This is a genomic window from Roseburia sp. AM51-8, from assembly GCF_003478275.1.
Classification (GTDB): Bacteria; Bacillota; Clostridia; order Lachnospirales; family Lachnospiraceae; genus Pararoseburia; species Pararoseburia lenta.
In genome coordinates this window covers 24,061-50,996 of sequence record NZ_QUEY01000007.1, presented here as the reverse complement: position 1 = coordinate 50,996, position 26,936 = coordinate 24,061, and the positions used below count along the sequence as shown (strand labels likewise).

The following is a 26,936-nucleotide window of genomic DNA, read 5'->3' as shown; positions in this document are numbered from 1 at the left end:
GAAAATATTTATGTCGGATCCATATAGGGTGTTGGGCGTATCGCGAGATGCATCCGAGGATGAGATCAAGAAAGCATATAGAACACTGAGCCGTAAATATCATCCGGATGCCAATGTCAATAATCCGAATAAGGATCAGGCAGAGGAGATGTTCAAAGAAGTACAGCAGGCCTACGATCAGATCATGAAAGAGCGCCAGCAGGGAGCCAGTTTTGGCGGTTACCAGTATGGCTATGGCGGATTTGACGGACAGGGCGCGCAGAGTAGCAGTTATGGTGGCTATGAGCAGACGCAGGAGTTCAACGAGATGCGTGCCGCAGCCAATTATATCAATAGCAGGCATTTCGCAGAGGCAATGCATGTCCTAAATTCCATGCCGGATTCTGCAAGGGGCGGACGCTGGTATTATTATGCCGCGATCGCCAGCGAGGGACTGGGGAATATGGTGGATGCCAAGGAGTTTGCAAGACGTGCAGTTGCCTTAGAACCGGGCAACTTCCAGTACCGCCAGTATCAGCAGCATCTGGAGTATGGCAGTGACTGGTATGAGACACGCGGTTCTGCTTATGAGAGACCATATGCCGGTGTTACACGGTGGTGTTTCAATATGTTCCTTTTGAATATTTTTTGCAATCTCTGTTGCTTTGGACCGAGATGCATGTAAAAAAGCGAAGTCAGGTGCTGACTTCGCTTTTTCTTTTTATTTATTTTCCGTTATATTTCTCTTCACAATATTTACAACGATATACCTCGTGTTCTTCGTCGGTCAGAATAAAGATCTGATCTAATTCCTGTTCGATCGAAGTAATGCATCTTGGGTTCTTGCAGGAGATCACGTTCTTGATCTGACGAGGAAGGGTCAGAACCTTTTTATCTACGATCTTATCGCCTTGAATGACATTGACCGTGATATTGTGATCGATATAACCAAGGATATCAAGATCTAAGGCATCGATCGGACATTCTACTTTGATGATGTCCTTTTTTCCCATTTTGTTGCTTTTGGCATTCATGATGATGGCAACGGTGCAATCAAACTGATCTAAGTGCAGATCATGATAGATCTTCATGCTCATGCCTGCCTGAATGTGATCGAGAACAAATCCCTCGTGAATTCCACTGATATTTAACATGATCCCACCTCCAATAATGTATAGATAAGTGCCATTCGGATATAGACGGCGAATTGTGCCTGCTTAAAATAGGCTGCCCTTGGATCATCATCGACTTCCACAGAAATCTCATTGACTCGTGGCAGTGGATGCAGGACGATCATATCCTCTTTGGCAAGAGCCATCTTATCGGCATTTAAGATATAGAAATCTTTCATGCGCAGATAGTCTTCCTCGTTGAAGAAACGTTCCCTCTGCACGCGGGTCATATAGAGAATGTCGAGTTCCGGCATGGCATCTTCCAGTTTTTCAACCTCTACATATGGAATGTGTTTTTTGTCTAAGACATCTTCACGGATATAACTTGGAACACGCAGTTCCTCCGGTGAGATCAATACAAATTTAATATTGGGATAGCGTACCAGTGCATTGATCAGAGAGTGCACGGTTCGTCCAAATTTTAAGTCGCCACATAAGCCAATGGTCAGATTATCCAGTCTTCCATGTAAAGAACGAATGGTATATAAATCTGCTAATGTCTGTGTGGGATGTTGGTGACCACCATCACCGGCGTTGATAACGGGAATACTGGAATGAGAGGAGGCTACTAAAGGAGCACCTTCCTTGGGATGACGCATTGCACAAATATCTGCGTAACTAGAAATAACACGAATGGTGTCGGAAACACTTTCGCCTTTGGAAGCGGAAGAAGAATCAGCACTGGCAAAACCAAGAGTGGAACCACCAAGGTTGAGCATGGCTGCTTCAAAACTTAAACGAGTACGAGTGCTTGGCTCGTAGAAACAAGTGGCCAGTTTTTTGCCATGACAGGAATCCGCATATTTGTCGGGATGCTGTCTCATGTCATCGGCCAGATCCATTAGTTGCTCGATTTCCTCTGTTGAAAAATCCAGAGGGTTCATAAGATGACGCATAACAAACCTCCGTTTTTGGTATTTTTTCTATCATATAATAGCGGACTGCAAAATTCAACTCATAAGTGATTTTCAGACTATTCAGACGATAAGAAGGGCTGGCGCAGAGGGCGCGTTGGACAGGGCATAGAGGGGGCGGTGGGGCGGCGCCTCTGAACATCTGTCAGGGACGGACACATCCTGACGGCAGTCGAAGCTGTGCAAGAGACAGATGGGCATCAAACAACTGCCTCTTTAAGAGTCACGACGAATTTGCTCCTGATTTTTCACAGCCAGCCCCTGCACCGCCCCACCACTCCCTCTATGCCCTGTCCCCCTCCCCATCCTCCTCCGCGCCAGCCCTTCACACACCAAAGCCAAAGGGACACTCCCCGTGGCAAAAGAAACGTCCCTCTAGCACATTTGGTCTGAATTTGCTATACTAAAGGTTATGAAAAAATCAGTGGAAAGCGGAAAGGAAATAGATATGAAGTGTGTTAGAAATTTACTGGAAAAACTGGATTATAAACTGCTACAGGGAAATCTGGATCAGGAGATTTCAAGCCTTGTTTATGATTCCAGAAAAGTAGAAAAGGATGCCATGTTTGTCTGCGTAAAAGGAGCCGCAGTGGATGGGCATGCGTTTGCGAAAGAAGTGGTGGAAAAAGGAGCCAGTGTCCTTGTGGTCTCAGAAGATGTAGAGGTCGGAGCGGACGCGACGGTCATCAAAGTGGCAGATACCAGAGAGGCACTTGCTTATCTGGCAGCAGCATATTTTGACCACCCGGCAGACACCTTAAAGGTCATCGGTATCACAGGAACCAAGGGAAAGACGACGACCACCTACATGGTCAAGTCCATCATGGAAAATGCAGGTTTTAAAGTTGGTCTGATCGGTACCATCGAAGCCATCATCGGGGATGAAAAGATCCCTGCCAATAATACGACACCGGAATCCTATGTGGTGCAGGAGTATTTCCGCAAGATGCTGGATGCCGGCTGTGATTATGCGGTCATGGAAGTATCTTCCCAGGGACTTATGATGCATCGCGTGGATGGCTTTACCTTTGATGTCGGCATCTTTACCAATATCGAACCGGATCATATCGGACCAAATGAGCATGCATCTTTTGAGGAATATCTGCAGTGCAAGTCCCTGCTTTTCCAGAAGTGCCGTTTGGGTATTGTCAATGCGGATGATGCCCATGTGGAGGCTATTTTAAAGAACCACACCTGTCAGGTGCAGACCTACGGATTTTCAGAAAATGCAGACATTCGTGCAACCGATATGAAATTGGTGCGAAAGGGCGGTCACCTAGGCGTTGCTTATCATGTGAGCGGTCTTTTGGAGGGGGATATCGAGACCAGTGTACCGGGACGCTTTAGTGTTTATAACTCTCTGACGGCAGTGGCTATCTGCAATCATTACGGGGTGGATATGGAAGTCATGAAAAAGGCACTTTTGAATGCTTCTGTCAAAGGACGTATCGAACTGGTGCATGTATCCGATGACTTTACGCTGATGATCGACTACGCCCACAATGCCATGAGTCTGGAAAGCCTGCTTACGACCTTAAAAGAATACGAACCGGGCAGACTGGTATGTCTCTTTGGCTGCGGCGGCAACCGTTCCAAATTGCGTCGGTACGAGATGGGCGAGGTGTCCGGCAAGTTGGCAGATCTTACGATCATCACATCCGATAATCCGCGTTTTGAAGAACCGCAGGCGATCATCGATGACATTAAGACCGGTATCGGCAAAACCGATGGCAAATATATCGAGATCATTGACCGGAAAGAAGCCATCCGCTATGCGATCTCACACGGACAGCCGGGGGATATCATTGTCTTAGCTGGCAAGGGACACGAAGATTATCAGGAGATCAAGGGCAAAAAGTACCCGATGGATGAACGTGTTCTGATCGCGGAAGTATTGGAAGAATTAGGCTGGACAAAATAATTTTTACAGAAGGAAAGACAGATGTTGTATGGTGACGTGATAATCGACATATCACTGGAAAAACTGGATAAGACCTTTCAATATGAGATTCCGGAACATTTGCGGGAAACCGTACAGATTGGAAGTCGTGTCGTGATCCCCTTTGGCAATGGCAAAAGGCGCATTACGGGATATGTGGTCGATATGTCCACGGAGCCAAAGATTGATGCCGGGCGGATCAAACCCATCCTTGGTGTGTCAAAGGACAGCATTGCCGTGGAATCGCAGTTGATTGCGCTGGCTGCCTGGATCCGCCGCAATTATGGATGCACCATGAACCAGGCATTAAAGACGGTCATCCCCATCAAGAAAAAAGAGGCAGGCAAGGAAAAAAAGACGGTCACCTTTCTTCTGACGCAGGAGCAGGCGCGGGACGAACTCTCTACCTTGCTTGCCAGAAAAAGGCATAGTCAGGCAAAGGAGAAACTTTTGCGGACTTTGATGGAAAGGTCTACCCTGCCATGGGAGGACATCACAGGCAAAATGCAGATACCGGCGACCGTCATCCGTGATTTTGAAAAAAATGGCTGGGTGCGGATCGACGCCGAGCGTGCCTATCGAAATCCTGTGCCCATGACTTTGGAAAAGGAAAGACCGATCGTCCTCAGTCCGGCGCAAAGTGAAGCTGTTTCGCGTATCACGCAGGATATGGAAGCAGGCAGGCTGGGAACCTATCTTTTGTATGGGGTAACCGGCAGCGGAAAAACGCAGGTCTATATGGAACTCATTGCAAAGACTCTGGCGGACGGAAAAAGTGCCATTGTCCTGATCCCGGAGATTGCACTGACCTATCAGACCCTGATGCGTTTTTATCAGCGCTTTGGCAATCAGGTGTCGATCATGAATTCCCGCATGTCGCCGGGAGAGCGTTTTGACCAGTACGAGCGGGCAAAAAAAGGAGATATCCGCATTATGATAGGCCCGCGGAGTGCTTTGTTCACACCTTTTTCCGATTTAGGGATTATCATTATAGATGAGGAACACGAACCTTCCTATAAGAGTGAGACCGTTCCAAGGTATCATGCAAGGGAGACGGCGATCGCCAGGGCAAAGATGCAGGGGGCGAGCGTGGTCTTGGGATCCGCGACACCATCGGTGGAGTCTTTCGCCAAGGCAAAAAGTGGGGAATATACCCTTTTGACTTTGCCGGATCGTATATCGGGACGGACGCTGCCGACCTGTGAGATCGTTGACCTGCGTGCGGAACTGCGGCAGGGCAACCGTTCGATCCTATCGCGCAGATTACAGGAACTGATGGCAGACCGTCTGCAGAAAAAAGAGCAGATCATGCTTTTTGTCAACAGGAGAGGGCTGGCAGGCTTCGTTTCTTGCAGAGCCTGTGGGCATGTGATAAAATGTCCCCATTGTGACGTTTCACTGAGTCTGCACCGCGGGGATGTCCTGCGCTGTCACTATTGTGGCTATGAGACGAGAAAACCGGTGGTCTGTCCGTCCTGTGGCTCCAAATATATCGGCGGCTTTAAGGCGGGCACGCAAAAGTTTGAGGAGGTCGTCAGACAGACCTTTCCGATGGCGTGCGTTCTGCGTATGGATACGGATACGACACGCGGAAAGAACGGACATCAGGAGATCCTGGATGCCTTTCGCAGAGGGCAGGCGGATATTTTGATCGGGACGCAGATGATCGTCAAGGGACATGATTTTCCAAACGTGACCCTGGTCGGTGTGCTGGCAGCAGACCTATCGCTCAATTCCAGCGATTTTCACAGTGGAGAGCGTACCTTTCAACTTTTGACACAGGCAGCAGGCAGAGCGGGCAGGGGCGACATTCCGGGCAATGTCGTGATGCAGACCTACCAGCGACCCATTACAGCATCCTTGCTGCAAAAGATCAGGATTACGAGGCATTTTATGAGGAGGAGATCGCCTACCGCGAGTTGATGGACTATCCACCGGCGGCGCATATGCTTTTGATCCTCATCACTTCCGAAAAGGAAGAAGAGGCTGACCGATGTGCCAAGCACTGGCAGACCTGATCGAAGAAAAGGCACCGCAGATCCGGTGCTTGGGTCCATCCGATGCCGTCGTGGCAAAGGTCAGGGATATATACAAAAAAGTGATCTACTGCAAGCACAAGGACTATGAGCAGTTGATCGAGATAAAAGATCGCATTGCGCAGACCATACAGGCGGATGCGGGATTTGCAAAAGTAATGGTCTGGTTCGATTTTGATCCAATGAATCAGGCGTAATTTTATAGAAAGAGGGATAATTTTATGGCAATCAGACAGATTAGAGTACAGGGAGACGACGTTTTGACAAAGGTATGCCGTCCGGTAAAGGAGATCACACCAAGGATCGCGACCTTGATCGAGGATATGATCGATACCATGTATGAATACGATGGTGTAGGTCTTGCAGCACCGCAGGTGGGCGTTCTGCGCAGGATCGCAGTGATCGATGTAGGGGACGGTCCGATCGTTTTAGTCAACCCGGAAGTGCTTGAGACATCCGGTTCGCAGACAGGAGAGGAAGGCTGTTTATCCCTTCCGGGCAAATCCGGTCAGGTTACCCGTCCGAATTATGCCAAGGTGCATGCTTTCAATGAAAATATGGAAGAATATGAGGTGGAGGGCGAAGAACTTTTAGCCAGAGCCCTTTTACATGAGATCGACCATCTGGACGGACATATGTATACCGAAAAGGTAGAAGGCAATCTGCATGATGTAAATTATGAAGAAGAGGAAGCATAGAGGAGAAGGGGAATGAAAGTTGTTTTTATGGGAACACCGGATTTCGCGGTAGCAACGGTGGATGCATGCAAAGGCAGGACACGAGATCGTCATGGTGGTGACGCAGCCGGATAAGCCAAAGGGCAGAGGCAAGGAGATGCAGTTTCCGGCAGTCAAGACCTGGGCAGTGGAACATGATATTCCGGTCTACCAGCCAAAGCGCATCCGCGAGTCGGAGGCAGTGGAAGTCCTGAAAAAACAGGATGCGGATATTTTTATCGTAGCAGCCTTTGGGCAGATCCTTCCAAAGGAAGTCTTGGAGATCCCACCACTTGGCTGTGTCAACGTGCATGCTTCGCTTTTACCAAAATATCGTGGCGCAGCCCGATCCAATGGGCGGTCATGAATGGCGATGAAGTCAGCGGTGTGACGACCATGCAGATGGGGGTCGGCTTGGATGATGGCGACATGCTTTTAAAAGCGGAAGTCAGACTTGCAGCCGATGAGACTGGTGGAAGCCTCTTTGATAAATTGGCGGTCGTCGGTGGAGAACTTTGTGTTAAGACCATGGAAGGGCTTGCAGCAGGCACGATCACACCGGTTTCGCAGGAGGAAGCGGAAGCGACTCATGTCGGCATGATCAAAAAGAGCATGGGAAATCTTGATTTTACAAGAAGTGCTGTCGAACTGGAGCGCCTGGTCAGAGGCCTGAACCCTTGGCCGAGCGCTTATACCCATCTGGGAAATAAGACACTGAAGATCTGGAAGGCACGCGTGGAGAAAAATATCGTCCCGGATGCCGTGCCGGGACAGGTGGTAGCGGCAGATGCTGATGGCATCGCGGTAGTCACCGGGGACGGACTCTTAGTGATGGAAGAGATCCAGTTGGAGGGCAAAAAACGTATGCCTGTCGCAGATTTCCTGCGAGGCCGCGATATTCCGGCGGGCACGATTCTAGGGGAGCAGGAAAGTATGACGCAGGCATAATTGCTGATACACAATATATTTATTTAAGGAGCAAAATTATGTACGGATATTATGGATTTTACTGGGACCCGACCTATTACCTGGTCGTCATCGGCGCCATCATCTGCCTGATCGCATCAGCGCGGGTCAAAGGAACCTTCAACAGATACAACCGCGTGCGCAGTGCCTCCGGTATGACGGGCGCACAGGCGGCAGAGCACATGCTTCGCAGATCCGGTATTTATGATGTGACGGTGCAGCATGTATCCGGCAATCTGACGGATCATTACGATCCGCGCAACAAGACCTTGAACTTATCCGATCCGGTCTATAATTCTACCAGTGTGGCAGCCATCGGCGTGGCGGCGCATGAGTGCGGGCATGCCATCCAGCACCAGCGCAACTACTTTCCATTGACTTTGCGCAGTGCCATTGTCCCGGTAGCAAATTTAGGATCCACCCTGTCCTGGCCACTTATCATCATCGGACTGCTCTTTAACAGCCGTATGGGGCAGACCCTGATCATGGCAGGCGTAATCGCATTTTCTCTGGCAGTTTTGTTCCAGTTGGTGACACTTCCGGTCGAATTTAATGCGTCTGCGAGAGCACTTCGCTTTTTAAATGATACAGGCATGTTATCCCATGAGGAACTCAAAGGAACGAAAAAGGTCTTAAAAGCAGCAGCACTGACCTACGTTGCAAGTGCAGCAGCAGCAATCCTGCAACTCTTACGACTCCTGCTCCTGTTTGGAGGAAATAGACGCGATGACTGATCCAAATCAAAGAGAAATCATTGTCGCCATCTTAGAAGAAGTACTGGAAGAAGGAAAATATTCCCATCTGGTACTGGGGGCGACCTTGGAAAAATATCAATATCTGTCTAAACAGCAGCGTGCTTTTATCACGCGTGTGACGCAGGGGACCATTGAGCGGCTTTTACAGATCGATGCCATTCTAGGACAGTTTGTAAAAAAGCCTAAAGTGCCAAAGATGAAACCGCTCATCCGGACAGTCCTTCGCAGCAGTGTCTACCAGATCGTTTTTATGGATGGTGTGCCGGATGCGGCGGTCTGCAACGAAGCCGTCCGTATCGTGAAAAATCACGGACTGGGCGGACTTTCCGGTTTTGTCAATGGTGTGTTGCGCAATATTTCAAGAAACAAGGATAGCATCACTTACAAGGATCTTTCAGAAGCCTATTCCATGCCACAATGGATCATTGATGCGTGGGAAGAACAGTTTGGCGGGGAGACCACAAAGCAGATCCTAGAGGAATTGTTAGAGGAAAAGAAAACCTGTATCCGTGTCAATACCGGCAATATCTCTGTGGAAGAGTTGACAAAAAATCTGCGGGCGCAGGGGATCACGGTAGAGCCTTGCGAGGAGATCCCATATGCCCTTTATATCAGTGGCTATGACTATCTGCGCGGTATCCCGGAATTTCTTGCCGGAGATTTTTATATCCAGGATTTTTCCTCTATGATGGTGGCACACAGTGCCGGTATTCAGCAAGGGGATCATGTGATCGATGTCTGTGCGGCACCCGGTGGTAAGAGTCTGCACGCGGCAGAACTTTTGGCGGGCACGGGACTTGTGGAAGCAAGGGATCTTTCGGATCACAAGGTTTCCCTTTTGGAAGAAAATATCAGGCGTATGGGGCTTGCCAATATTCGGGCAGAAAAATGGGATGCGACCATCTTAAACGAAGAATCCATCGGGCAGGCGGATGTCGTGATCTGCGATGCGCCTTGCTCCGGGCTTGGTGTTGTGGCAAAAAAGCCGGACATCAAGTACCACATGACAAAAGAGACCCAGAAGGAACTGGCGATATTGCAGCGTCAGATCCTAGATGTGGTCTGCGCTTATGTCAAGGCAGGCGGGACGCTTATGTATTCGACCTGTACGATCTCGTCTCAGGAAAACGAGGATAATGTGACATGGTTTTTAGAGAAGCACCCGGACTTTTCTTTGGAAACAGAAAAACAGTTTTTGCCAAAAGCAGGTAAGCAGGACGGTTTCTTTTTGGCAAAGATGAAAAAGAGATAGGAAGAAAGATGGAAGAAAAAAGAGATATCAAGTCTTTATCATATGAGGAAGTCTTGACCTTTGCAGAAGAACTGGGAGAAAAGAAATTCCGCGGCAAACAGTTGTATGAATGGATGCATGTACATAATGTGGCATCTTATGATGAGATGACAAATCTGCCAAAGAAATTCCGGGAAGTTTTAAAAGAGCAGACGACCTATACGGCATTGGAACAGATCGATTGTCAGATTTCAAGGGAAGACGGTACGCGCAAGTATCTCTTTGCTCTAGCGGACGGCAATATGGTAGAAAGCGTTCTGATGCGCTATCACCATGGAAATTCGGTCTGTGTTTCCTCACAGGTGGGCTGTCGCATGGGCTGCCGCTTTTGTGCATCGACTCTGGATGGGCTGGTCAGAAACCTGACACCATCGGAGATCCTAGATCAGATCTATGCCATTGAGCGGGATACAGGGGAAAAGGTTTCTAATATCGTTGTGATGGGGACCGGAGAACCTATGGATAATTACGACAACCTCATACGTTTTATCCATCTGCTGACCGATAAACATGGTAAAAATCTAAGTCAGCGCAATATCACGGTCTCTACCTGTGGCATCGTGCCAAATATGCGCCGTCTGGCGGAGGAAGGTCTGCAGATCACACTGGCATTATCTCTGCATGCACCAAACCAGAAAAAGCGTCTGGAACTCATGCCGGTTGCCAATAAATACGATATCCATGAGGCGGTGGATGCCTGCCGCTACTATTTTGAAAAGACCGGGCGACGCGTGACCTTTGAGTACAGCCTGGTGGGTGGTGTCAATGACAGCGAGGAAGATGCTGCGGAGTTGTGTGCGCTGACAGAGGGGATCAACTGCCATATCAATCTGATCCCGGTCAACCCGATCAAGGAGCGGGACTATGTGCAGTCGGGCAAGCGGGCGATCGAGACCTTTAAAAACAAACTTGAAATATACGGGAAAAATGTTACTATTAGAAGGGAAATGGGCAGAGATATTGATGGAGCCTGTGGACAATTAAGACATAGACATATTTCCGAGACATAAGAAAGGTAAAATACATGAACTATTCTGTTTTGACGGATATTGGACATATGCGTTCGCAAAATCAGGATGCAGTGTTTGCCACGGAAGAGACCATTGGCTCTTTACCGAATCTCTTTGTGGTCGCCGATGGAATGGGCGGTCACAAGGCAGGAGAATACGCATCCAGCCAGGCAATCGCACTGGCAAAACGTGAGATCGCGTCCGATACGGGATCTGAACCGGTTCAGATTATCAATCAGGGAATTACAGCAGCAAACAAGAGCATATACGAGGAAGCGACACAGGATGAGGACAAATATGGCATGGGTACGACCATGGTTGTAGCAACGCTTTTGGAAGATCATCTTTGTGTGGCAAATGTTGGTGACAGCAGGCTTTATGTATATAGGGACGGACAGTTGAGCCAGATCACGCAGGATCATTCCGTGGTCGGAGAGATGGTGCGCAAGGGCGAGATGCCAAAGGAAGAAGCCAGAAGCCATCCAAAGCGCAATCTGATCACAAGAGCAGTTGGCGCGGAGGCAGAGGTTCGTGTTGATTTCTTTGATGAGACCCTGCAGGCTGGAGATCTGGTACTTATGTGTACGGATGGACTGACATCTATGGTCGAGGAGAGCGAGATCGAAGAGGTCTTGGCGGGATCCGGTCAGGTGGCAGATAAAGTAGCAAAATTGGTCGATCTGGCGAACGATCATGGTGGTAAAGATAACATTACGGTAATAGTAATAGAACCATTTTCTGATGAGGTGTAAAAATGTTGACAAAAGGAAATTATATAGCAGATCGTTATGAGATCTTAGATAAAATCGGTACCGGCGGCATGTCCGATGTCTATAAGGCAAAGGATCATATCTTAGGTAGAGAAGTAGCAGTAAAAGTACTCAAGCAGGAGTTCGCAGAGGATGTTACCTTTGTGACAAAGTTCCGCTCAGAAGCACAGTCAGCGGCAGGATTGGAACATGCCAATATTGTCAACATTTATGATGTCGGCAGTGAAAATGGCATGTACTATATCGTTATGGAATATGTCGAGGGTATCACCCTAAAGACCTATATCGAGAAAAAGGGACAACTCAATTTTAAAGAGGCGATCAGCATCGCCATTCAGGTAGGTCGCGGTATTGAGGCAGCCCACAATAAGGGCATTATCCATAGGGATATCAAGCCACAGAATATCATTATCTCCACGGAAGGTAAGGTCAAGGTTACTGATTTTGGTATCGCGAGGGCCACCACTTCCAACACCATTCATGCGGATGTGATGGGATCTGTGCATTATGCATCACCGGAGCAGGCGAGAAATGGTTATGTGGACGGCAAGAGCGACATCTATTCTCTGGGTATCGTTATGTATGAAATGGTGACCGGACGTGTACCGTTTGACGGAGATACCACCGTTGCCGTAGCCTTGCAGCATTTACAGGAAGAAATGGTCGCACCGAGTGCATATGCACCGGAACTGCCGATCAGTTTAGAAAAGATCATTTTAAAATGTACCATGAAGAGCCCGGATCGCAGATACGCTACGATCGAGGATCTCCTTTTGGATCTGAAAAAAGCACTTGTCAGCCCGAATGAGGATTTTGTGACGATTGGTTCCGCAGATGATGTGGAAAAGACCCGCGTGATCTCACCGGAGGAGCAGGAGCAGATCCGGGAAGGACTTGCCGAGGGCGAGGAAGCCGATGAGGACGAACTTTTAGAGGATGAGGAAGACGAGGAAGAAGATGGTCCGGTCAATCCAAAACTCGATAAGGCGATCACCATTATGGGAATTGCGGCAGCCGTTATCATCATTGCCATTGTGATCTATATTGTGGGCAGTTTCTTTGGACTTTTCCATTTTGGAACCAAGAAGAGCGACAGCGATAAGGACAGCAAGACACAGGCAGAGCAGGTAGAAATGATCGATGTTTTGGGCATGACCGAGGATGAGGCAGTTGCAGCCTTAAAGAAGGCAGGCATTTCTTACGAGATCGTTTATGAGTCTTCCGACGATGCAGAGGAAGGCGAAGTCATCAAGCAGAGTGCTGATGAGGGCGACAAGGTCTCTACTACAGAAAAGGTCAAGATCACCGTTTGCAAAGAGGGAGATCTTGAAATACCAAGCGTGGTAGGCATGAACGGCGATGCAGCCATTCAGACCTTAAAAGATAAAGGATTTAAGGCAAACCGTACCTTTGAATACAGTTCTGATGTAGCAGAGGGGCAGGTTATCAGCCAGACACCGACCGGTGTTGGTAAAAAGGGTGATACTGTGACGATCGTTGTCAGTGCAGGCATCCAGTCCGTACAGGTACCGTCCCTGACCAATAAGACACAGCAGGAAGCAGCCAATGAACTTGCAAGTGTCGGCTTACAGGTTGGAAATGTGACAACCGAATACAGTGATAATTATGCGGCAGGCAGAGTTATCCGTCAGGGTATTACACAGGGCAAGACGGTAGATGCCGGAACCTCAGTTGATCTGGTTATCAGTGACGGCAAAAAACCGGAGTATTACAGTTATTCCGGCAGCGTCAGCAATACACATGATGTACCGGTATCCGTTGTCTTAAAGGATGCGGAAGGCGTTGCCATTGCGTCATGGGATCTGCAGGCAAAACAGTCACTCAATATTAGTGCTAAGGATATCGCGACTTCTTCCGGTACGATCGAGATTACCGGAGACGGTGTGAGCGAGACCAAGACAGTCACATTTACAAAGCAGTAAGGAAAGTATGACAGGCAGGATAGTAAAAGGAATTTCCGGATTCTACTACGTTTTCGTAGCAGGATCCGGAATTTATGAATGTAAGGCAAAAGGTGCCTTCCGAAAACAAGGGTTAAAGCCTCTGGTTGGCGATCAGGTAGAAATCGATGTGCTGGATGAGGCAGAACATCTGGGAAATGTAGTCAGGATCTTACCGCGCAAAAATGCCCTGATCCGTCCGGCAGTTGCCAATGTCGATCAGGCACTTGTTATTTTTGCGACCGATTCTCCAAAACCCAATCTCAACCTTTTGGACCGCTTTTTGGTCATGATGGCTTATCAGGATGTGCCGGTGCAGATCTGCTTTAACAAAGAAGATCTGGGAAGCCGGGCGGACAAGCAGGTCTTAAAGGAGACCTATGAACTGGCAGGCTATCCGGTACATTTTACCCAGGCGATCACCGGGGAGGGCAGAGAGGAGATCAGGACACTCTTGCAGGGCAAGACGACTACGGTGGCAGGACCGTCCGGTGTTGGCAAGTCGTCGCTGATCAATGGATTGCAGGATCATACCCTGATGGAGACCGGTGCCATCAGCCAGAAGATCGGGCGTGGAAAACACACGACCAGACACAGTGAACTGATCCCCATTGGCGGGGATTCCTTTATCATGGATACACCGGGCTTTAGTTCCATGTATGTACCGGAGATCGAGGCAGGGGGGCTATGGGAATGTTTCCCCGAATTTGTGCCACATGAACCGGAATGTCGTTTTCAGGCTGCGCCCATATAGGAGAGCCGGATTGCGGGATCAAAGAGGCGGTAGCACGCAGGCAGATCGCGCAGAGCCGCTATGACAATTACAAGTTATTGTATGAAGAACTCGTTCAGGCAAGAAAATATTAGTGCCTGGCGGAAACAGAGTAAACAGGAGAGAATCATGAATTGTTTGTCACCTTCGATTTTATCTGCAGATTATGGTAAATTGGCAGAGGAGATAGAGAGAATTGATGAGGCGGGAGCACAGTATATCCACATTGATGTCATGGATGGTATGTTTGTGCCAAACATCACACTTGGCGCACCGGTGGTCAAGTCTTTGCGTAAATACACAGACCGCATTTTAGATGTGCACCTGATGATCGAAGAACCTGATCGCTATGTGGAGGATTTTGCCAAGGCAGGAGCCGATATCATTACGGTGCATGCGGAGGCCTGCCGCCATTTGGATCGTACGGTAGCGCATATCAAGGAACTGGGGACCATGGCAGGCGTTGCGATCAATCCGGCAACACCGATCGAGGTTTTGCGCCATGTCATAGATCAGGTAGATATGGTTCTGATCATGACGGTAAATCCGGGCTATGGCGGACAGAAACTGATCCCATATACCCTGGAGAAGGTGACAGAACTGCGTCGCATCTTAGGAGAGCGTGGCATCAAACTTGACATTGAGGTGGATGGTGGCATTACCTTGGATAATGTCGATCAGGCACTTATTGCCGGTGCCAACATCATTGTGGCTGGCAGTGCCGTATTTTCCGGGGATGCAGCAGCCAATGTAGAAGCATTTTTGACGCATATGTAGACCACAGGGACGTTCCTTTTGGCTTATGGAGTGTCCCGAATGGCTTGGTAGTATAGAGGTTACAGCATGAAAAACGAAGAAGTAACACTGATTTTGGCAGGGGGTAATTTATCCCTGCCTTTTTTGGAAAATGTCATAAAAGAATATGCGGGGGCTACGATCATCGCTGCGGACAGAGGTCTGGAAGCCTGCATGAAATTGCAGATTGAGCCGGACTATGTCATAGGAGATTTTGATTCACTGGATGAGCAGGTCAAGGATGCCTTTCTGGCAGACCGTCGCAATGTAACAAAACTCAATCCCATAAAGGATGATACAGATTCGGAAGCGGCGCTGCATCTGGCGTTTGAAAAGACAAAGGGTGATATCTTTCTTTTGGGAGGAACCGGAACCAGACTGGATCATGTGCTTGGCAATATTGCCATTTTAGGACAGGGCTTTGTACAGGATCGCCATATTTTTCTTTTGGATGAACATAACCGGATCCGTCTGATCCAGAAGGAGTGCCGGATCAAAAAGGAAGAACAGTATGGAAAATATGTATCCGTGGTTTCTTTTTGCGGCGTTGCAAGAGGTGTAAGCGAGAGCGGCGTATTCTATCCGCTGGATCATGTAGATCTGCAGCCGTTTACATCCTTAGGCATCAGTAATGAGATCGTGGACGAGGAAGCCGTGATCACGGTGGAGGATGGAACGCTGATTGTGATTGAGTCCAAGGATTGAGCACGGAGACAGGCACAGATAAGGACAAACGGATAGGTGCCTGCCCATTTGTCCTTATCTGCGCCTGTCTCAGAAAGCCAAAAGGGACGCTCCTTATGGCAAAAGGAACGTCCCTGACGTCAGCCGAGTGTGACCTCGACCTGATATTCTTTTTTACCTCTTACATAAGGAATGACATTGCCTGCAAATTCCTGTCCATCGACACGCAGACTGACCACACCTTTTTCTACCTGTTTCGGATTTCTCACCTGAATATGGTAGGTTCCTTCACGGAACTTTCTCGTTAGTTCAAAATCCCCAAAATCATGCGGAATACACGGATTTACCGATAAGCCTCATGGGTTGGCAGAAGCCCTAAGATATGTTGGGATATGTTGACAAAAGTCCAGGCAGCCGTTCCGGTCAGCCAACTGTTCTTTGCTTCTCCAAAGAAGGCGGCATCGCGTCCGGCGATCATCTGTGAGTAAACATAAGGCTCTGTCCGGTGTATCTCACTGAATTCCTCCACATAGGCAGGGCAGGTCTTTTGGTAGATCTCAAAAGCACGGTCGCCCCTGCCGATCACGGTCTCGGAAATGGAAACCCATGGGTTGTTATGACAGAAAATACCCGCATTTTCCTTATATCCCGGTGGATAAGAAGTGATCTCGCCCAGTTCCAGATGATATCTGGTGTAGGCAGGCTGGAGCAGGACGATACCGTATTTGGTGTCCAGTCGTTCCTTGACAGAATCCAGCGCTTCTTTGGCAAGACCTTCCTTGACGCCGACACCGGCGAGTGGACAGAAGCCCTGTGTCTCGATATAGATCTGTCCTTCCTCACATTCATGGGAGCCGACCTTCTGCCCGTGGGCATCATAGGCACGCAGGAACCATTTGCCATCCCAGCCATCCTTTAAGATGGCATCATAGATCTTGGCAACTTCTTTCTCTGCCCGCGTGGCCTCGGACGTATTCCCGGTCAGCCGGCATAACTTGGCATAGGCATTTCCGTATTTGACAAACATGGCTGCAATAAAGACAGATTCCGCTACCGGTCCCTCACTTGGACCAAAGGTCTGGAAGGATTCACCCGGATGTGCGGAAAAGCAGTTTAAATTCAGGCAATCGTTCCAGTCGGCACGCCCGATCAGAGGCAGTCCGTGAGGACCCTTATGGTTTACGATATAGTCAAAAGACCGGTGCAGATGTTCCATGAGTGGCGCGGCAAGACTGACATCATTATCAAATGGCACGGCTTCGTCTAAGATGGAAAAATCGCCTGTCTCGCGGATATAGGCATCTGTTCCAGCGATCAGCCAGAGGGGATCATCATTAAAACCACTGCCAATATCGGAATTTCCTTTTTTGGTCAGCGGCTGATACTGGTGGTAGGCACTGCCGTCGATAAATTGTGTTGCGGCAATGTCTAAGATACGCTCTCTGGCACGCTCCGGTATGAGATGGACAAAACCAAGCAGATCCTGACAGGAATCGCGGAAGCCCATACCGCGTCCGATACCGGATTCGTAGTAGGAGGCAGAGCGTGACATATTAAAGGTCACCATACACTGATACTGGTTCCAGATATTGACCATGCGATCGACTTTTTCATTGGAAGATATGACATGATATTTGGATAGCAGGTCTTCCCAATAGGCAGCCAGGGCGGATAGAGCCTGCTCCACCTGTGCATCGGTCTGGTATTTGGCAAGGATCTCTTTCGCCGGTTTCTTATTGATGATGCCGGGCGCAGACCATTTCTCCGCAAGGGGATTTTCGGCATAGCCCAGAACAAAGATCAGCGATTTTTCCTGACCCGGAGCAAGGGTCAGATCGATCTGGTGGCAGGCAATCGGAGACCAGCCGCTTGCTACGGAATTGGAGCAGGCGCCTTTTTCTACAACTTGTGGATGGTCATTGCCCCGGTAAGCACCAAGAAAGGCATCCCGGCTGGTATCAAATCCGTCGATCGGTGCATTGACCCCATAAAAAGCAAAGTGATCGCGGCGCTCGCGGTACTCGGTCTTATGGTAGATGACCGAATCTTCAATCTCGACTTCGCCGATACTCAAATTTCTCTGGAAGTTCTTCATATCGTCATCCGCATTCCAAAGACACCATTCCACATAAGAAAAGAGGGAAAAAGTCTTAGGCGCATCGCCATCATTTTTTAAATGCAGCCACTGGATCTCACAGTTATCTTCCAAAGGAATAAAGAAGAGAACCGATGCCTGCAGGTTCTTCTTTTTCCCGGTAAAACGGCTATAGCCCAGGCCGTGGCAACATTCGTAAAAATCTAGGTCCGTCTTGGTCGGCTGCCAGCCTGGATTCCAGATGCAGTCCCCATCTTTGATATAAAAGTATTTGCCGTTAGTATCGCAAGGTACGTCGTTATAGCGGTAGCGAGTCAGGCGCAGGAGTCTGGCATCCCGATAAAAGGTATAGCCGCCGCAGGTATTGGATATGAGGGAGAAAAATTCCCGGTTTCCCAGATAATTGATCCAGGGAAGTGGTGTTTTCGGTGTAGTGATCACATATTCCTTATGTTGATCATCAAAGTAACCAAATTTCATAATAACCTCCGATTTTTAACTATAAAATTGAATGAAGGTGGTGCAAAGAATTTAAGAAATACCTGGTAAGCGCTGCACCATACTGAAAACGATTAAGAGACTGAAAATAATGGAATATTTATTCTTGAGTCAGATTATAATGTATAAAACTTGGAAAATCAACAGGAAATCAACGAAAATACTACGAAAACCACAGGCTTTTTATGGGCTTTCCTTATATAAAATAATTACGAAAATGTAGTTTCGTAAAAATGGGCAAAACAAAAGTCCTTAAACTGTGAAACCTTGCCAAAAATAGGTGAAAACATCAAAAAAGGCTTGCAGACCATATCAAATTGATGTACATTCAACTTACGAAAACGATTAAGAAATTTTTCTTCAAAACAAATTACAAAGTCGAGAGGAGAAAGGATGGTATCACTCAAGGATATTGCAAAGGCTTGTCAGGTTTCCGTGGCAACCGTCAGCAAGGCACTCAACGATCACAATGATATCAGTGCTGAGACAAAGGAACGGATTCGGCAGGTGGCAAAAGACATGGGATATTTTCCAAACTCTGCGGCAAAGGCACTCAAGACAAATCGTACTTATAATATCGGTGTTTTGTTTGTCGATGAAGCACGTAGCGGTTTGACACACAATTACTTTTCACATGTGCTTGACAGTTTCAAGCAGACAGCGGAGCAGCAGGGCTATGATATGACTTTTATCAACTGTTGCAAGACCCGTCCCAACCGCATGACCTATCTGGAACATGCCAGATACCGTGGATTTGATGGCGTGGTGATCGCCTGTATCGATTTTAACGACCCGGAAGTGATAGAACTTGTAAAAAGCAACATTCCGGTAGTGACGATCGATCACCTTTTCCACAATCGCATCGCCATCATGTCGGACAATGCAAAGGGCATGGAAGACCTCTTTTCCTATGTATATGAAAGAGGACATCGGAAGATCGCTTATATCCATGGCGCAGATTCCGCAGTTACCCAGAGCCGCTTATCTACCTTTTACCGGATGGGGGAGCAAAAGGGCTTATCCATCCCGGATGCTTACATCAAGGAAGCGGCATACCGCAACGCGGATGAGGCATATGAAAGAACCAGAGAACTTCTGGCATTGGAGGATCGACCGACCTGCATCTTATATCAGGATGATTTCGCCAGTTTCGGCGGTATCAAGGCAATCCGACAGGCTGGACTCAAGATCCCACAGGACATTTCCGTAGCCGGTTATGACGGTATACGGATCGCCTATCAGTTGGAGCCGCAGTTGACGACCTTAAAGCAGGACACGGACAGCATTGGACGGTTGGCAGCAGAGCAGTTGATCAGTCTGATCGAGGAACCAAAGACGACGCTGATCCGTCCATACATTGTCGAAGGCTATGTGGAAAAAGGACAGTCCGTAAGGGACATCAATCATACCTAGTGCACAATTACAGTGGCGATGACTACTGTGGTTAGCAATAAATATTTATATGTAATGTATTTAAAAAGGAGGAAAACGAAATGAAAAAGAGAAAAGTGTTAGCGATGTTGTTGGCATTTGCCATGACGTTTTCGTTGGCAGCCTGTGGAAGTTCTGGGGGGAACGACGATCAGGCAAACAGTGATGCAAACACGGAGAGTGATTCCGATGAGGATGCCATTCCGGATAATGAGATCACAGGTGATCCGAGTGCAAAAGATGCTTTTGTTGTCTGGGCGTGGAACACAGATTTTACGACTTTGCAGGACCTTTTAGTAGAAAAATACCCGGATCTCAAGGATAGACTGGTATTTGTAAACTGCGGTGGTTCCAGTTACTATCAGGACAAGATCGATGCTTTGTTAGACGATCCGAGCAACGAACTTTATCCTGACATGATGCTTTTGGAAGTTGGTTATGTGCAGAAATATGTGCAGTCTGATTATCTGATGAGCCTTAAGGATCTCGGCATCACAGATGCTGATACAGCAGACCAGTTCTCTTACAATATCGAACTTGGTTCTGACAAGGATGGCGTTCAGAAGGCTTCTTTCTGGCAGGCAACACCTGGATGTATCCAGATCCGTGCTGATCTTGCAGAAAAGTACTTGGGAACGACCGATCAGGCAGAACTTGAGAAGACCTTCTCTAGTTGGGATTCTATCTTAGAAGCAGCAAGAAAAGTCAATGATGCTTCCGGCGGAAAAGTAAAACTCTTCTCCGGCTATGATGATCTGAAGTACATCTTCTTAAATGGTGCTCGTACCGTTGGCTGGTATGATGACAATGATGTGATCCAGATGGATCCTGCCATGGAAGAATACATGGAATACTCAAAGACCTTATATGATGAAGATCTTACCTTTAATACTACTATGTGGGGGACAGACTGGGCAGCATTAAAAGATGGCGATGGCGAGAAGTCAGAAGCATGTATCGCATTTGCAGGATGCCCATGGTACACCTATTGGAGCCTGACTGATACATGGGATAAGAACACCATCCTTGTAGACGCACCGGTTCAGTTCTATTGGGGCGGTACCGGACTTGCAGCAACCGCAAAATGTGCTGATACAGACGTTGCAGCAGAGATCATCAAGTCCTGCACTTGTGACAAGGACTTCATGACAAGCATTTATGAAGCAAATGGTGACTTTGTAAACAACCAGAAGGCTATCTCTGATATCGTAGCAAACAATTTAAAGGGTGCTTCTACCTTTAGCCTTTACGGCGACCAGAACATTCCGGAATTCTTCTCGACAAGAGGACAGAATGTAGATGTATCTTTGGTTACAGCAGAAGATATGACGATCAATGAGACCCTGTTCCCGGCAGCAGTTACCGCATATGCGACCGGCGAATCTGATAAGGACACTGCCATCAAGGACTTCAAGGCAGCCGTACATGACACATATTCTTATTTGAAAGTAGAGTAATAAAAATCCTTTGCCCGGAGCAGGACTTGGGCTCCGGGCAATCATTTTAAATGAGGTGAAAACCATATGAAAGCAGGAAAAAAAGAAACAAAACCAAAGACGGTCAGTTATGGGAAGTATGGTTATCTCTTTATTGCACCGTTCTTTATCGTATATCTGGTTTTCTCCCTGTGGCCGCTGATCAATACCTTCTATTACAGCATGTTTGAGTACACCACCAGAAATCTGCGGACAACGATCACTTTTACAGGACTTCAGAATTATCTGAATGTGCTGGGTATTGCAGATGGTGAACAGGGATATTTCCTAAAATACCTGGGCAATACGCTTCGTCTGTGGTTGTTAAACTTTGTACCCCAGATCTTACTGAGCCTTTTGGCAGCCGCATGGCTGACCAATAATCGTGCAAAATTAAAGGCAAGAGGCTTTTACAAGGTTGTTCTTTACATGCCGAATATTATTACAGCGGCATCTATTTCCCTTCTCTTTTGTGCCCTCTTAAGCAAGTATGGTCCGATCATGTCGACACTGCGCAGTCTGGGTTGGATCTCACAAAATGCGGATATTATGATGAGCAAGTGGGGAACCGGCATATCCATTTCCATGATCCAGGTCTGGATGTGGTATGGCAATACTATGTTACTTCTGATTGCAGGTATCATAGGTATCAGTCCTGATATTTACGAAGCCGCCGAGTTGGATGGGGCGACAGGCAGACAGCAGTTCTTTTCGATTACCCTTCCGCTGTTAAAGCCGGTCATGTTGTATGTACTTGTGACATCAGCCATCGGTGGACTTCAGTTATTCGATATTCCGGCACTCTTTAATGTAGGGCAGGGCACAGGCTATGTGGGAGGACCAAACGATACTTCAACAACTGTGACCATGTACATTATGAGACTGCACAATACAGATACCGGAAGGGCGGCGGCAGTATCCGTACTTCTCTTTATCTGTACCCTGATCATTAGTTTGATCTTCTTCCGCGTCATGCAGACATCCGATGCATATGGCGGAGGCGGAAAAAAGAAGAAAGGGGGCAAGCGTCATGGAAAGTAATCAGCCATTGCAAAATAAGACAAAAGCCGTACGCAGGCAGAAGATCTTTCGGAACATCATTATGATCCTGCTTTGTCTGATCAGTTTGATCCCATTTTATCTGATGTTCGTCAATGCAACACGCACGTCGACCCAGGTACAGAGCGGTATATCACTTCTCTTTGGATCAAATTTAAAAAACAATATCGCAAATTTCGACAAATCCCAACAGGGTCTTGGTGTTACAGTCTTACAAAGCATGTTCAATTCCTTTAAGGTGGCTGTTCCATTTACCGTATTGTCCGTATATTTTTCTTCTATGACAGCATACGGCATCCACAACTACTCCTTTAAAGGTCGCAAAGCAGCATGGGCATTTATCATGGGTGTCATGATGGTGCCGACGCAGGTTTTTGCCATTGGTTTCTACCAGTTCATGATGAAACTGAATCTGCTGGATACATATTGGCCGCTGATCATCCCGGGTATTACTACTCCGGCGGTCGTATTCTTTATGAAGCAGTACATGGAGGGAGCGCTTTCCCCGGAACTGGTAGAGGCGGCCCGCATCGACGGTTGCGGTGAGATCCGTATCTTTAACACGATCGTCGTACCTTTGATGAAACCGGCGATCGCAACACAAGCGATCTTCCAGTTTGTGGCTAGTTGGAACAATCTGTTCATGCCGACACTGATCATCAGCAGTTCTGAGAAAAAGACACTGACCATGTTTGTGCAGATGCTGACAAGCGAATCCTTCCGTACCGACTATGGTGTTGTATTCTTGGGACTCTCCATTACAATCTTGCCAATGCTTGTGATGTACTTCCTCTTATCCAGATTTATCGTGGAGGGCGTATCACTCGGTGGCGTAAAGGGGTAAAAGAAATGTTGAATTTTACATCTGAGAACAAAATTATATGGATCTTGGGAAAGATTGGGCAGTTTGTGCTGCTCAATTTTCTCGTGCTTTTGGGCTGTATCCCGATCGTGACGATCGGGGCATCGCTCAGCGCCGGGGCACGTTGTATGAAAAAAATGAAAGAGCCGGAGGGCGGTATTTTGACTTTAGAGTTTTTCCATGCCTTTGCCGCTGACGTTAAGCAGGCGACCGGTGCGTGGCTGGTCCTTGCTAGCGTCATGGTCTTGGGCGCTGGGGATATATATTATGCCATCAGGATCGCAGAGCCTGTCAATATGTTCTTTTTATTCTTTGGCGGCATGCTTTTCTTTGTGGCAGTCAGTATGCTCTTTTGGATTTTCCCACTGGTAGCAAACTATGACAACCGGGTCAAAGGGCATCTGACCAATGCTTTTTTGTTTGCTTTTGGCAAACTGCCGGCGACCCTTTTGCTCTGGTGTATCTGGGGCAGCCCTGTCATTTTATGTTATTTTAGACCGGTCTTTACCAGCCTGGTCGGCTATATCATTGTTTTCTTTGGCGTGGCACTGCAGCTTTGGCTCTCTCATCTGATTTGGGATCATACACTTTGCCGGGAAGAGACTCTGGAAGTTCACAGCGTTGGCAGATAAGGTGTGATGTCGTAACCGGAAGCAAAGTCAATAAATTTGGAAGTACGAAGGGGCGTGAAAGAGAAGACGGTATCCTGCATGCAGGTCCGATCATCCGTCCGCTGGGTGATGAAAAATACGAAATGGTATCGGTTGGACCGACCACCTCTATGCGTATGGAAAAATTCGAGTACGAATTTGTCAAAGAGACAGGCGTGCGTGTTATTGTCGGTAAAGGAAAGACTCTTGTGCAGGTGTGCACAGGAGTTTTTCTGTTTTACAAATCTCATCTTTTCGTTTATCTTAGAGGAAGAAAAAACAGAACCAAGGGGACACTCCTTGTGGCAAAAGGAACGTCCCTTATGGCAAGGAGAGCGTATGATCGAGATCACAGACCTGCATATTCCACAACTGGATATGTATATAGATAAGAAGGAAGCACAATTATTACATTATTTTGAGCCGGATCCGGGTCTTTTTATCGCGGAGAGCCCCAATGTGATCCTGCGTGCTTTAGAGGCCGGCTATGAGCCGATTTCTATTTTGATGGAAAAAAGACAGGTGGAGAAAAAAGCAGGGGAAGTCCTGAAAAAAGTGGGCGATATCCCGATCTATGTGGCAGACCTTTCTGTGCTGACACAGATCACCGGTTTTCAGTTGGCACGGGGTATGCTGTGTGCCATGCGGCGCAAGCCCATGCCGACGGTGGAGAGCATCTGTCAGGGGAAAAGACGTATCGCCATTTTAGAAGAAGTCGTCAATCCGACCAATGTCGGCGCCATCTTCCGGTCGGCGGCAGCCCTTGGCATGGATGGCATCCTTTTGACCCATGGCTGTGCAGATCCTTTGTATCGCAGAGCCTGCCGGGTCAGCATGGGAACGGTCTTTCAGATTCCTTGGACCTATCTTTCCAAAGAGGCGTGGTATGAAGAGACGGGGCATCTGTTGCAGCAGATGGGTTATAAGACAGTCGCCATGGCATTAAAAGAGGATTCTTATGCCGTGGATGATCCAAAACTGCTTGCGGAAGAACGTCTGGCAGTGGTGCTGGGAAGGGAAGGCGATGGGCTGGCAAAGGAAACGATCGCTGATTGTGACTACACGGTCTGCATTCCCATGATGCATGGCGTGGACTCCTTAAACGTGGCGGCAGCCAGTGCAGTGGCTTTCTGGGAACTGGGAAAAACCGGTGCGGATCAAAAAAATGTATAAATTTCGACAAAAAGTGGTGGAAAAATGACGCAGATTTTCGTACAATAGCAATGTATGGAAATTTGAGACATTTTGTATATAGGAAAGGATTTGTTGCTTTATGGGATTTAAATATGCAGATCAAGAAGAACAGTTAAAGAGAGCCAATCGCTTTTTGGTATCCGGATATCTTATTTTTTACGCAATCTTAATGATCATTATGTGGGCATGCTATTTCGTAGGCATCCGCTCTAAGGGGCTGACCATGATGGTTTCCGGTATTGTTTTGGTATCCTGTATTGCCATCTTTTTACTGTCCAGAAAGTTTTTGACATCCCAGAAATTAAAAATGATGGCATTGCCATTTTTGCTTGTTGTCTGCTATGTGACAGGATTTGCCTTTACACAGGGATTTATCCAGTTGCTTGGAATCTTCCCTTTGGTAGGATGCGTGCTTTTCTTTGACAAGAAGTTTTCACTCATCAGTGGGATTGCTTATGCAGTTATGGAAGTGCTCGTGACTACGGCCAAGATCGTACAGCATATCAATCTTGAGGGGGATTCTGCCTTAAATCAGATCTTTGTCCTGGTGATCTGTCTGGTACTTTTGGTATTGCTTTATTGCGTTACCAGCATTGCGGAGCAGTTTAATAAAGATACTTTAGGCGAAGTACATGAAAAGAATACCAAGATGCAGACCATGCTTGACGATGTGATTGGCGTGGCTACTGAGGTGCGCAAGGGTACGGAAAGTGCCATGGATATCGTCAATGACCTCAATGGTTCTTCCGAGGTCGTAAACGGTGCAATGAAGAATATTTCGGAAAGTACCTTGTCGACCGCAGAAAATATCCAGACACAGACGACCATGACTGCCAATATCCAGCAGTCGATAGAAGATACTTTGACAAGTTCTGAGACTATGGTAGAGATCGCCAAACAGTCCGATCAGATCAACCGGCAGTCTATGGATGTGATGAATCGCTTGAAGGAGCAGTCTCAGGTAATCTCCAATACGAATCAGGATGTGGCAAAGGCGATGGAAGCCTTACAGGCCAAGACGGAAGAAGTACGAAATATCGCGGATACTATTCTTGGAATTTCTTCCCAGACCAATCTTTTGGCATTGAATGCCTCCATTGAGAGTGCCAGAGCCGGTGAGGCTGGCAGGGGATTTGCTGTGGTTGCGGATGAGATCCGCCAGTTGGCAGAGCGTACCAAGCAGGAGACAGAAGAGATCAGCAAGATCTCTGATGATCTGACAGAGAATGCGACCCGGGCAGCCAATGCGGTTTCCCAGTCTGTTAGCGCAACGGATGCACAGGACGTCATGATCACAGAAGCATCCGAGAGTTTTGAGGCGATGAATGATAATGTGACAGAATTGATTACCCATATCGAAAATATCGATGATCGTCTGAGCAGACTTTCCGAAGCCAACAATCAGATCGTAGATAACATTACCAACCTATCAGCAACGACCGAGGAAGTGACCGCATCTTCCAACCAGGCAGCTGAACTTTCCAATGCCAATATGGAAAATGCGGAGAGCGCGAAGAATCAACTGACAGGTGTATTGGATGTGTCACATCAGTTGGATAAATATTTGTAAAATAGGTAACAACAGGCTAATAGATTAGGAATGTGAAAGAAGATTTGGACCGGCGAGAGTTGGTCCTTTTTTCAATTGCGTCATTATGAATTTTATTTCGTCATTTTTGGTAAAATGACGAAATTGGACTTGGAAATCTAACCGCCTACTGTGTATGGTAGAGATATTTACTGATCTGACAGTATGGATGGGAATCAAGAAGATTATCGACCAGATAAATGCTAATGTAGTAGCGTAAATGATATCCTCCCTCCCCCAAAAAAAAGAAAGAAATGTACATTCCTCCCTAAATGTGATAGACTAAATATTGCTGTATCAGGGCTTTTAAGAAGCATGACAACG

At 47.5% G+C, this 26,936-nt stretch carries 19 protein-coding genes and 5 pseudogenes; 21 read left to right on the top strand and 3 right to left on the bottom strand.

The window, feature by feature from the left end:
* The first annotated feature begins 10 nt into the window (after window positions 1-10).
* Entirely contained in the window at window positions 11-664 is a 654-nt protein-coding gene (locus DW996_RS12030) for a DnaJ domain-containing protein (RefSeq protein ID WP_118535982.1), read from the top strand.
* A gap of 40 nt (window positions 665-704) precedes the next feature.
* Here DW996_RS12030 and DW996_RS12025 read toward each other — a convergent pair whose 3' ends face one another.
* Together DW996_RS12025 and pyrB are read right to left on the bottom strand one after the other, a co-directional pair.
* Window positions 705-1,133 carry an aspartate carbamoyltransferase regulatory subunit gene (locus DW996_RS12025; protein ID WP_118535980.1) on the bottom strand — a complete coding sequence of 143 codons (429 nt, stop codon included), beginning with the start codon at window positions 1,131-1,133 and terminating at the stop codon, window positions 705-707.
* Window positions 1,127-2,047 (bottom strand): aspartate carbamoyltransferase, encoded by a 921-nt coding sequence (pyrB, locus tag DW996_RS12020; protein ID WP_118281823.1) that lies wholly within the window; start codon window positions 2,045-2,047, stop codon window positions 1,127-1,129. Before pyrB ends, DW996_RS12025 begins: the two co-directional genes overlap by 7 nt.
* A 466-nt stretch (window positions 2,048-2,513) precedes the next feature.
* Between pyrB and DW996_RS12015 the strand changes: the two genes are divergently transcribed.
* The 12 genes and pseudogenes from DW996_RS12015 to DW996_RS11960 all read left to right on the top strand — a co-directional run bounded on the left by DW996_RS12015 (window position 2,514) and on the right by DW996_RS11960 (window position 15,781).
* A complete protein-coding gene (locus DW996_RS12015) occupies window positions 2,514-3,986 on the top strand; it encodes a UDP-N-acetylmuramoyl-L-alanyl-D-glutamate--2,6-diaminopimelate ligase (protein ID WP_118535978.1) in 1,473 nt (490 codons plus the stop codon).
* 21 nt (window positions 3,987-4,007) lie between these two features.
* Window positions 4,008-6,237, top strand: a pseudogene (priA, locus tag DW996_RS12010) (replication restart helicase PriA).
* 24 nt (window positions 6,238-6,261) lie between these two features.
* Window positions 6,262-6,738: a peptide deformylase gene (gene def / locus DW996_RS12005; protein ID WP_118281825.1), complete on the top strand. Its 477-nt coding sequence runs from the start codon at window positions 6,262-6,264 to the stop codon at window positions 6,736-6,738.
* Window positions 6,739-6,750: 12 nt separating this feature from the next.
* Window positions 6,751-7,704 (top strand): annotated as a pseudogene (gene fmt, locus DW996_RS14950) (methionyl-tRNA formyltransferase).
* A 38-nt stretch (window positions 7,705-7,742) separates the two neighbouring features.
* Window positions 7,743-8,456 carry a zinc metallopeptidase gene (locus tag DW996_RS11995; RefSeq protein WP_178010095.1) on the top strand — a complete coding sequence of 238 codons (714 nt, stop codon included), beginning with the start codon at window positions 7,743-7,745 and terminating at the stop codon, window positions 8,454-8,456.
* Window positions 8,449-9,729 carry a 16S rRNA (cytosine(967)-C(5))-methyltransferase RsmB gene (rsmB, locus tag DW996_RS11990; RefSeq protein ID WP_118535976.1) on the top strand — a complete coding sequence of 427 codons (1,281 nt, stop codon included), beginning with the start codon at window positions 8,449-8,451 and terminating at the stop codon, window positions 9,727-9,729. Before DW996_RS11995 ends, rsmB begins: the two co-directional genes overlap by 8 nt.
* Window positions 9,730-9,737: 8 nt before the next feature.
* A complete protein-coding gene (rlmN, locus tag DW996_RS11985) occupies window positions 9,738-10,778 on the top strand; it encodes a 23S rRNA (adenine(2503)-C(2))-methyltransferase RlmN (protein WP_118535974.1) in 1,041 nt (346 codons plus the stop codon).
* Between the two features lie 14 nt (window positions 10,779-10,792).
* Window positions 10,793-11,530 carry a Stp1/IreP family PP2C-type Ser/Thr phosphatase gene (locus tag DW996_RS11980; RefSeq protein WP_118535972.1) on the top strand — a complete coding sequence of 246 codons (738 nt, stop codon included), beginning with the start codon at window positions 10,793-10,795 and terminating at the stop codon, window positions 11,528-11,530.
* Window positions 11,531-11,532: 2 nt separating this feature from the next.
* Entirely contained in the window at window positions 11,533-13,491 is a 1,959-nt protein-coding gene (gene pknB, locus DW996_RS11975) for a Stk1 family PASTA domain-containing Ser/Thr kinase (RefSeq protein ID WP_118535970.1), read from the top strand.
* 7 nt (window positions 13,492-13,498) lie between these two features.
* A pseudogene (gene rsgA, locus DW996_RS11970) lies at window positions 13,499-14,376 on the top strand (ribosome small subunit-dependent GTPase A).
* Between the two features lie 34 nt (window positions 14,377-14,410).
* The gene (gene rpe, locus DW996_RS11965) at window positions 14,411-15,058 is read left to right on the top strand and encodes a ribulose-phosphate 3-epimerase (protein ID WP_118281833.1); all 648 of its coding nucleotides are present in this window, start codon (window positions 14,411-14,413) and stop codon (window positions 15,056-15,058) included.
* A gap of 66 nt (window positions 15,059-15,124) precedes the next feature.
* Window positions 15,125-15,781 (top strand): thiamine diphosphokinase, encoded by a 657-nt coding sequence (locus DW996_RS11960; RefSeq protein WP_118535968.1) that lies wholly within the window; start codon window positions 15,125-15,127, stop codon window positions 15,779-15,781.
* Window positions 15,782-15,900: 119 nt separating this feature from the next.
* Here DW996_RS11960 and DW996_RS11955 read toward each other — a convergent pair.
* Window positions 15,901-18,335, bottom strand: a pseudogene (locus tag DW996_RS11955) (GH36-type glycosyl hydrolase domain-containing protein).
* A 411-nt stretch (window positions 18,336-18,746) separates the two neighbouring features.
* On the opposite strand from DW996_RS11955, the gene DW996_RS11950 reads away from it, so the two are divergent.
* The 8 genes and pseudogenes from DW996_RS11950 (at window position 18,747) to DW996_RS11915 (ending at window position 26,594) form a co-directional block, all read left to right on the top strand.
* Complete coding sequence (locus tag DW996_RS11950; RefSeq protein WP_118535966.1) at window positions 18,747-19,766, top strand: LacI family DNA-binding transcriptional regulator; 1,020 nt, start codon at window positions 18,747-18,749, stop codon at window positions 19,764-19,766.
* An 80-nt stretch (window positions 19,767-19,846) separates the two neighbouring features.
* A complete protein-coding gene (locus DW996_RS11945) occupies window positions 19,847-21,241 on the top strand; it encodes a hypothetical protein (RefSeq protein ID WP_118535964.1) in 1,395 nt (464 codons plus the stop codon).
* Between the two features lie 66 nt (window positions 21,242-21,307).
* Window positions 21,308-22,300: a carbohydrate ABC transporter permease gene (locus tag DW996_RS11940; RefSeq protein WP_118281838.1), complete on the top strand. Its 993-nt coding sequence runs from the start codon at window positions 21,308-21,310 to the stop codon at window positions 22,298-22,300.
* The gene (locus tag DW996_RS11935) at window positions 22,290-23,162 is read left to right on the top strand and encodes a carbohydrate ABC transporter permease (RefSeq protein WP_118281839.1); all 873 of its coding nucleotides are present in this window, start codon (window positions 22,290-22,292) and stop codon (window positions 23,160-23,162) included. Before DW996_RS11940 ends, DW996_RS11935 begins: the two co-directional genes overlap by 11 nt.
* Window positions 23,163-23,167: 5 nt before the next feature.
* Complete coding sequence (locus DW996_RS11930; RefSeq protein WP_118535962.1) at window positions 23,168-23,812, top strand: DUF624 domain-containing protein; 645 nt, start codon at window positions 23,168-23,170, stop codon at window positions 23,810-23,812.
* A gap of 68 nt (window positions 23,813-23,880) precedes the next feature.
* Window positions 23,881-24,222, top strand: a pseudogene (locus tag DW996_RS13675) (fumarate hydratase C-terminal domain-containing protein); the annotation flags it as partial.
* Entirely contained in the window at window positions 24,170-25,003 is an 834-nt protein-coding gene (locus DW996_RS11920) for a TrmH family RNA methyltransferase (protein WP_118535960.1), read from the top strand. The pseudogene DW996_RS13675 and the gene DW996_RS11920, both read left to right, overlap by 53 nt.
* A gap of 100 nt (window positions 25,004-25,103) precedes the next feature.
* Entirely contained in the window at window positions 25,104-26,594 is a 1,491-nt protein-coding gene (locus tag DW996_RS11915; RefSeq protein ID WP_118535958.1) for a methyl-accepting chemotaxis protein, read from the top strand.
* Window positions 26,595-26,936: the final 342 nt, after the last annotated feature.

Bases quoted from the DNA above. Each gene is read 5' to 3' on its own strand.
- DW996_RS11940 (WP_118281838.1), top strand. From the start codon at position 21,308: ATGAAAGCAGGAAAAAAAGAAACAAAACCAAAGACGGTCAGTTATGGG.
- rpe (WP_118281833.1), top strand. From the start codon at position 14,411: ATGAATTGTTTGTCACCTTCGATTTTATCTGCAGATTATGGTAAATTG.
- pyrB (WP_118281823.1), bottom strand. From the start codon at position 2,047: ATGCGTCATCTTATGAACCCTCTGGATTTTTCAACAGAGGAAATCGAG.
- pknB (WP_118535970.1), top strand. From the start codon at position 11,533: ATGTTGACAAAAGGAAATTATATAGCAGATCGTTATGAGATCTTAGAT.
- rsmB (WP_118535976.1), top strand. From the start codon at position 8,449: ATGACTGATCCAAATCAAAGAGAAATCATTGTCGCCATCTTAGAAGAA.
- DW996_RS11930 (WP_118535962.1), top strand. From the start codon at position 23,168: ATGTTGAATTTTACATCTGAGAACAAAATTATATGGATCTTGGGAAAG.
- rlmN (WP_118535974.1), top strand. From the start codon at position 9,738: ATGGAAGAAAAAAGAGATATCAAGTCTTTATCATATGAGGAAGTCTTG.
- DW996_RS11935 (WP_118281839.1), top strand. From the start codon at position 22,290: ATGGAAAGTAATCAGCCATTGCAAAATAAGACAAAAGCCGTACGCAGG.
- DW996_RS12025 (WP_118535980.1), bottom strand. From the start codon at position 1,133: ATGTTAAATATCAGTGGAATTCACGAGGGATTTGTTCTCGATCACATT.
- DW996_RS11980 (WP_118535972.1), top strand. From the start codon at position 10,793: ATGAACTATTCTGTTTTGACGGATATTGGACATATGCGTTCGCAAAAT.
- DW996_RS11920 (WP_118535960.1), top strand. From the start codon at position 24,170: ATGATCGAGATCACAGACCTGCATATTCCACAACTGGATATGTATATA.
- def (WP_118281825.1), top strand. From the start codon at position 6,262: ATGGCAATCAGACAGATTAGAGTACAGGGAGACGACGTTTTGACAAAG.
- DW996_RS11945 (WP_118535964.1), top strand. From the start codon at position 19,847: ATGAAAAAGAGAAAAGTGTTAGCGATGTTGTTGGCATTTGCCATGACG.
- DW996_RS11950 (WP_118535966.1), top strand. From the start codon at position 18,747: ATGGTATCACTCAAGGATATTGCAAAGGCTTGTCAGGTTTCCGTGGCA.
- DW996_RS11995 (WP_178010095.1), top strand. From the start codon at position 7,743: ATGTACGGATATTATGGATTTTACTGGGACCCGACCTATTACCTGGTC.
- DW996_RS12030 (WP_118535982.1), top strand. From the start codon at position 11: ATGTCGGATCCATATAGGGTGTTGGGCGTATCGCGAGATGCATCCGAG.
- DW996_RS11960 (WP_118535968.1), top strand. From the start codon at position 15,125: ATGAAAAACGAAGAAGTAACACTGATTTTGGCAGGGGGTAATTTATCC.
- DW996_RS12015 (WP_118535978.1), top strand. From the start codon at position 2,514: ATGAAGTGTGTTAGAAATTTACTGGAAAAACTGGATTATAAACTGCTA.
- DW996_RS11915 (WP_118535958.1), top strand. From the start codon at position 25,104: ATGGGATTTAAATATGCAGATCAAGAAGAACAGTTAAAGAGAGCCAAT.